The 7,044-nt window shown below is 61.5% G+C and carries 7 protein-coding genes; 3 read left to right on the top strand and 4 right to left on the bottom strand.

Going from position 1 to position 7,044, the window contains the following annotated elements; genetic code table 11:
• Positions 1-3: 3 nt before the first annotated feature.
• Positions 4-1,425, bottom strand: a complete 1,422-nt coding sequence (locus AC07XF_RS03230; RefSeq protein WP_495025374.1) for a type VI secretion system Vgr family protein — start codon at positions 1,423-1,425, stop codon at positions 4-6.
• A 226-nt stretch (positions 1,426-1,651) separates the two neighbouring features.
• Between AC07XF_RS03230 and AC07XF_RS03235 the strand changes: the two genes are divergently transcribed.
• Positions 1,652-2,359 (top strand): YebC/PmpR family DNA-binding transcriptional regulator, encoded by a 708-nt coding sequence (locus tag AC07XF_RS03235; RefSeq protein ID WP_495025375.1) that lies wholly within the window; start codon positions 1,652-1,654, stop codon positions 2,357-2,359.
• A gap of 118 nt (positions 2,360-2,477) precedes the next feature.
• Here AC07XF_RS03235 and AC07XF_RS03240 read toward each other — a convergent pair whose 3' ends face one another.
• From AC07XF_RS03240 to AC07XF_RS03250, 3 genes are all read right to left on the bottom strand, one after another.
• Entirely contained in the window at positions 2,478-3,791 is a 1,314-nt protein-coding gene (locus AC07XF_RS03240; protein ID WP_495025376.1) for a leucine-rich repeat-containing protein kinase family protein, read from the bottom strand.
• A gap of 155 nt (positions 3,792-3,946) precedes the next feature.
• The gene (locus AC07XF_RS03245) at positions 3,947-4,699 is read right to left on the bottom strand and encodes an anti-sigma factor family protein (RefSeq protein ID WP_495025377.1); all 753 of its coding nucleotides are present in this window, start codon (positions 4,697-4,699) and stop codon (positions 3,947-3,949) included.
• Positions 4,696-5,202: a sigma-70 family RNA polymerase sigma factor gene (locus AC07XF_RS03250; RefSeq protein ID WP_495025378.1), complete on the bottom strand. Its 507-nt coding sequence runs from the start codon at positions 5,200-5,202 to the stop codon at positions 4,696-4,698. Before AC07XF_RS03250 ends, AC07XF_RS03245 begins: the two co-directional genes overlap by 4 nt.
• Positions 5,203-5,365: 163 nt before the next feature.
• Between AC07XF_RS03250 and AC07XF_RS03255 the strand changes: the two genes are divergently transcribed.
• Complete coding sequence (locus AC07XF_RS03255; RefSeq protein WP_495025379.1) at positions 5,366-6,451, top strand: catalase family peroxidase; 1,086 nt, start codon at positions 5,366-5,368, stop codon at positions 6,449-6,451.
• Entirely contained in the window at positions 6,448-6,993 is a 546-nt protein-coding gene (locus tag AC07XF_RS03260) for a cytochrome b (protein WP_495025380.1), read from the top strand. The genes AC07XF_RS03255 and AC07XF_RS03260 overlap by 4 nt, the downstream gene beginning before the upstream one ends.
• Positions 6,994-7,044 lie beyond the last annotated feature (51 nt).

Genomic DNA, 7,044 nt, shown 5'->3' on the forward strand with positions numbered 1-7,044 from the left:
GCGTCAGGGCGCGAGGTCTGAGCGGTTGAGCAGCCAGTCGAACAGCAGGCGGGTATCGCCTCGGGGCTCATGCGGACGGGGGCGGCGAGATGGTTGCCGAGGGCCCATGACCGTAAAGAGCACCGGGCGATCCGGGTCACTGTCGAGGAAAATCACCAGTACCTCGCTACCCGCCACGGGCAGGCGGGTCGGATCGATCCAGTCCTCGGTGGTGGTCAGCGCCAGCGGTAACCACAGGCCGCTGGAGGTCTCCGCGGCTGATGGCGTGGCGGGCCAGAGGTTCACCTGAACCCGGCCATCCTCATCCACCGTCGCCGGTTGCCCGACCGGGCCGCACACCTGACCGGGCTGATACCCGGGGATACTTGGCCTGGGTTGTTTGAGCGCCGGCCTGAACACCGTCGACCAGGGGATGGCGCTGAATTGATTGCGGTAGCCCGAGGCTGTGTCCGGTGTGTCGTCGAGCAGAATGGATGACTGACGCCCCTGATGGCGGATTTCGGTGACCAGCCATTGATCATTGAAATTCGCCAGCGGATGCCCGGCCACCTGAACGATCCGGCCACTGCGTAATGCGCCATGGTTGCATTCACCGTGGATCTGCAGGTGTCGGCAGCGCAGGCGTTCCAGTTGTCGACGGCTGAGTTGGTCACGATGTTGTTGTTCGCGAGCGGGGAGGTGTCTCGCAGAGGCGAACGAGTGATTGGCTGCGCCGTCGCTGATGTCCGGTGCACCTGGATTCCTGGCACTTGGGCGCACGGGGGAGAGCGGAGTGTCATGACGCTGGAATAATTCGCTGATCACCGGTTCGTGGTGTTCGTCGAGGGCGTCGCTGCGTAACGGCATGCACAACGGCTCCTGTGGGAAGCTCAGGCTGTCATCGGCCAGCACCAGCACATGGCCGTCGCGTTGATGCTCGAAGTGAAAGTGGATGCCTTCTTCCTCGCACAGCCGTTGCAGCAATGCCAGGTCGGTTTCTTCGTACTGAATGCAAAAAGGTCGCAGGGGATAGTGTCCGGTTACCAGTTCAAAGCGATAGCTGCTGGCGGGCAGCGCATGTTCCTCCAGCAATTGGCGCAGGATCATGGGCACGCTGGCGTGCTGGAAAACACGTCGGCATCGTTGCTGATCCAGCGCCTGTACACGCGGCACCAGCCCCAGTTTGTAAGCGACCCGGTGCGCGCTTCGATGTTCGCAGCTAGCGCTGTGCAGCACGCCATGAATGCCTTGGTCGTGGCCAAGTTCGAGGAACGCCGGTTGCTGCAGCAATCGTTCGAGGTCCAGGGCCGGTGCCAGCCCGATCACCTCGATGTCGAATCGATAGGGCTGGTTGAGTGCTTCATGACCACTGAGCCGGACCACCTGAAGACACAGGTGGTCGTCGAGTAGCGTCAGGGTGGTAGGGCTTTCCTTGTCGTTGTGCATCGAACACGCTGCTGCCGTGGAATTAGGACGCAAAGCGTACGAAACCCCAGCGCTTTGCGGGCAGCGCAAATCGACATTTCAGAATCGCCCTACAACCGCTGGTGAAGATGTCGATGCAAGTAGGGATTTTTTGGTCGATTGCCAACTTTAGGCCGTATAAACTGGCGCAAAGCGTCGGCCAATAGATGTCTCGGCGCCACAGATGCCACAGATAAGAGAGTGAGAAATGGGCGCACAGTGGAAGGTTAAACACAAAGAAGCGGCAGCCAATGCCAAGGGCAAGATCTTCGGCAAACTGGTGAAAGAAATCACCATTGCTGCGCGCAACGGTGCCGATACCGCCACCAACGCACACCTGCGTCTGGTGGTCGAACAGGCCAAGAAAGCCTCGATGCCCAAGGAAACACTGGATCGCGCCATCAAGAAAGGCGCGGGCCTGTTGGGCGAAACCGTGCAATACCATCGCGTGACGTATGAAGGGTTCGCACCGCATCAGGTGCCATTGATCGTTGAATGCGTGACCGACAACATCAACCGCACCGTCGCCGAGATCCGCGTGGCGTTCCGCAAGGGCCAACTGGGGGCTTCCGGTTCGGTGGCCTGGGACTTCAACCATGTCGGCATGATCGAAGCGTCGCCGGACACCCCGGACGCCGATCCGGAAATGGCCGCCATCGAAGCCGGTGCGCAGGATTTCGAGCCGGGTGAAGAAGAGGGTACGACCCTGTTCCTGACCGAGCCGACCGACCTCGACGCGGTACAGAAAGCCCTGCCGGAACAAGGCTTCACCGTGCTGTCGGCCAAACTGGGCTACCAGCCGAAAAACCCGGTCAGCGGCCTGAGCGATGAACAGATGGCTGAAGTCGAAGCGTTCCTCGAAGGCCTTGATAACCACGACGACGTGCAGGACATGTTTGTCGGGTTGGCGGGTTGATCTGATTCGCCAGTGACACCGTCTTCGCGAGCAAGCCCGCTCCCACATTAGATCGCGCCTGGCCGGGCAACTCGATCAACTGTGGGAGCGGGCTTGCTCGCGAATGACCGCGCAGCGGTCACAGATTTTTCAGTTGCTCCACGACTTCGCTAAACCCCGGCCGCGCCAGCACTTGCGGCTGACAACAACGCCGCTCCAGATCCTCCAGCAGCCCACGCAGCTCATCGCTCAACCCCGAGTCGATTCGCGCCAGCAACTCCCCCAACAACACCCCGAACGCCCGCACCTCGATCCGCTGCAAGGCACGGCTTTCAAGGCTGTCGGAAATCGCGTGGAACGACGCCGCACCAAAGTCCCCCAGCAAGCAGTCGCCAAGTTCATTCCACAAAATATTGTGTCCGTAGAGGTCGCCATGGGTGATGCCATGGCCGTGCAGGTGCTCGGCCACCGAGGCAATGCCCGAGGCAATGCGCAGCGCCACCGTGGCACTGAAGCGCAAGTCGTCGGGGTAAATGTCGCGGCTGCACGACGCCAGGCTCGGCAGCGCGGCGAGGTTGCGGTAACTCGGTGCGATCAGTTGCATCACCAGCCCGGCGGTTTGCTGCGGGTGATCGACAATCCGCCCTTCGACGCGGATCAGGTTCGGGTGCAGGCCGGCGGTGATACAGGCGTTCATTTCGTGCAGCGGTGAGCCATCGCTGGTCATTTCGCCCTTGTAGAGTTTCACCGCAACAGCCATGGGCGGCTGGTCAGCCGATTGCCAAACGGCCTGATGAATCACCCCGGACGCACCTTCGCCGAGCTTTTTCTCAAGACGCAATGCCGACCAGTCAATGCGGGGTGTGGCGTCGAGGGCCGCGGCATCGGCTTCGGTTTCCAGCGGGTTACCGGCATAGGCCAGCCAGGTCAGGCTCGGCAATTCCAGCAACCATTGCGGCAACTCGGTCAACTGGTTGGCGGCAATGCGGATCAGCTCCAGCCGATGACACTGGCGCAACGACTCCGGCAGCGCTTGCAAACGGTTGCCGGCGAGCATGAGCTTCTGCAGGAACGGGCGCTCGCCCAGTTCGGCCGGCAAGGTTTCGATGCAGTTGTCGGTCAGGATCAGCCAGCGCAGCAGCGGTGGCAGCGCCACTGCGGGCACGTGGGCGATGCGGTTGGCCTTGAAGCCGATCATCGTCAGTGCGGCGCATTGGCCCAGGCAGGCCGGCAACTCGGTGAAGCGGTTATCGGAACAGAACAGCACGCGCAAACGGGTCAGGCGATGCAAGTCCTCGGGCAGGGCGCTCAAGGCGTTGCCGCTGAGGTTGAGCACTTCCAGCGAGTCCGCCAGATCGAAAATCTCCCGAGGGAATTCGGTGAGACCTTCGACCAGATCCAGCCGCGTGATGCCCGACAACTCGCCGGCACGCAATTGAGCAAGGGTATGCATGAACAGATTCGCCATTAACCAAGGGGAGGGCGCGTGGCCCTGGAAATGGGCGACATGATAGCGGGAAAGATGTGGCGACTGTCAGGCCGCTTTCGCGAGCAAGCCCGCTCCCACATTGGATCGCGCCCGTCCGGGCAACTCGGTCAACTGTGGGATCAGAACCGAGTGGTCTGTTTGAGCATCTGCGCCGCCGGTGTGTCCGTCGGGCTGACCATCGCATAGTTGTATCCGCTCCCCGACCAATATTCGGCCTGCAGCCCGCCATCACTACGGCTGCCACGGGGCAGCAGGAAGTTTTTCGGCCCAGGCGGGCGTACGTAGAAACTGACTTTTTGCCCGCCTTGATTTTCGTAGACCACCATCGCCGCCGGGCCTTGCTCGGTGCTCAGCAGGCGTCCGCTGACTGGTTTGAAACCGGCATCCGAAAGGTCGGGCAGGCGATTGGCCTGAGTGAAATAACGGTCGAGCCAGCCTTGCATATCGCCGTCCTCGCCGACTTTGTAATCGGCCGGCAGGATGCCTTGCTGGGCAATCAGGCGATAGGCCTGCAGTGCGTCGGCCATCGGTGCCGAGGTGCTGAGCAGGGTCATTTCCCGTGCTTGCCAACCGCTGAAACCGCCGACGCTGACCGCGATCAACAGCGCTGCCGCGCTGGCCAGATGCCGGCGGGACTGGCGTTTCAGGCGTTGGCGAATCACGGCCGGATCGAGTTGCGGGTTGGCCGGTTGCTGCAAGGCGCCACCGAGGGCTGCGCGCAGTTGCTGGGCGTCCAGTTGCCAGGCGCGCACTTGCGCGGAAATTTCCGGATTGCCGGCCAGAAAAGTCTCTACCAGGCGTCGGTCGGCGTCGCTCAGTTGGTGGTCGACGTAAGCGTGCAGGTCACGCTCGCTTGGGGGCATGCTGATCATTTGAGTCTCCGCAGGGATGGGCGGTTGATTTCGCCATCGCTGAGTTGGCGCAGGGCCTGGCGAGCCCGGGACAGGCGGGACATCACGGTGCCGATGGGGACGTCGAGAATCTCGGCGACCTCTTTGTAGCTCAAGCCTTCCACCGACACCCAGAGCAGCAGTGCGCGTTGTTCGGTGGGCAGTTGATCGAAGGCGTTGAGGGTGGATTGTGCAATCACGGAGCGCTCCACCGAAGGCTGTGCATCATCACGCCCGGTGAAGAATTCAAGCATGCGCGCATAGCGCCGGGAGCGGCGGTGTGCATCGAGAAACTGCCGATAGAGAATCGAGAACAGCCAGGCGCGCAAGTCACCCTCGGTGCGTTTGCCGCCCCAACTCGACAGCGCTCGCTCCAGGCTCGCCTGCACCAGGTCGTCAGCGCTGCTGGTGTTGCGCGCCAACGACACGGCAAACCGCCGCAATCCGGGAATGATTTCTCTCAGTTTTTCGTCGATATCGTTCATGAAGTTCTGACTAGTCACTACGCTGGACTGTGGACTAGGAAGACGCCCGGTACTCGAGGTTATTCCACGCCTGAAAAAATAAACACCGCACGAAGGAATAAACCGGTGTGCGGTTCGTCTGCTTGATTCTTCTCACTTGTGGCCGATGGCCCTGGAGTCTTTCATGGTAGATCGATCATCACCGCCAACCCGGCCACCCTTGAGTGCGGCGAGCCTGACGTTGCGCCTGGCTGGCATTGCCGTTGTGGTCGCCGCGCTGGCCTCTGCGTTTGCCTACGTCAACGGCACCTTTGACCCACAGCGCCTGACGCCGAAGAAACTGATCAATCTGCTGGAAACCAACAACGGCGTGCATCCGGGTTTCCGTCGCAACCATTCCAAGGGCGTGTGCGTGATCGGGCATTTCGAGAGCAGCTTTGATGCACGCAGCTATTCCACCGCTCAGGTGTTCAACGAAGCGCGGACGCCGGTGGTCGGACGTTTCGCCTTGCCGGCCGGCAATCCCTACGCACCGGACAGTGCCGTGCCGATCCGCAGCATGGCCTTGCGTTTCACTCAGGCCAACGGCCAGCAGTGGCGCACGGGGATGAACAGCATGCCGGTGTTCCCGGTGGGCACGCCCGAGGCGTTCTATCAATTGCAAAAAGCCCAGTCGCCTGACCCGGCCACCGGCAAACCGGACCCCAAGGCGGTGCCAGCGTTTTTTGCTTCGCACCCTGAAGCCGCGCCGTTCCTGGCCTGGATTAAAACCGCCAAACCGTCGGCCAGTTACGTGACCGAAAACTACAACAGCGTCAATGCGTTCTACCTGGTCAACGCGGCCGGCCAACGCCAGGCCGTGCGCTGGAACATGGTGCCACTGACCCAGGACGCACCGGGGGCCACGGCACCGCAAGGCAATGATTTCCTCGAGAAAGACCTGGTTCAACGAATCGCCGCAGGACCGTTGCGCTGGCAGTTGATCATCACTCTGGCCAACCCCGGCGATCCGGTCAACGACGCCAGCAAGGCCTGGCCGGAAGGGCGCAAGGTGTTGAACGCCGGTACCCTGGTCCTTGAAAGCACCCAGCCGCAACTCAACGGCGAATGCCGTGACATCAACTACGACCCGCTAGTTTTGCCTGCCGGGATCGAAGGTTCCGACGACCCGTTGCTCGCCGCTCGTTCAGCCGGTTACGCCAATTCCTACCTGCGCCGCACCAGCGAAGTCAGCCAGTTGCCCGCCGCCAAACAGGAGGCCCAGCAATGAGCACCCAACCGACCCATTTCGCGACCCTGGCGCGCCTGCTGCACTGGCTGATGGCGCTGATGATCATCGCCATGTTGTTTATCGGCGCCGGCATGGTTGCCTCGGTGTCCGAACGTCATGAATGGCTGATTCATTTGCACAAACCCTTGGGTATCGCGATTTTGCTGTTGGTGATCGTGCGGCTGGTGGTGCGTTTTTCCACCACACAGCCACCTCTACCGGCGGACCTGCCGGGTTGGCAAGCGCTGGCGGCCAAGGCGTCGCATGTGTTGCTGTACGCCTTGATGCTGGTATTGCCGCTGTTGGGTTGGGCGATGATTTCGGCGTCGGGTGAGCCGGTGATGCTCAGCAGCTCGCTACAGTTACCGTCGATTGTGCCGGCGAACGCGCAGGTGTTTGCGTTTTTGCGCAAGGCGCACGGGTATCTGGCCTATCTGCTGTTTCTGACCGTGTTGCTGCATTTGGCGGCCGCGTTGTTTCACGGCTGGGTGCGGCGAGATGAAGTGCTGGACAGTATGTTGCGGGGCAAGGATCGCGGTTGAAGTCTGTTCGGAACCGTGGCGAGAGAGCTTGCTCCCGTCCGACTGCGCAGC

It is taken from the genome of Pseudomonas sp. GW821-FHT01C01 (assembly GCF_059422645.1).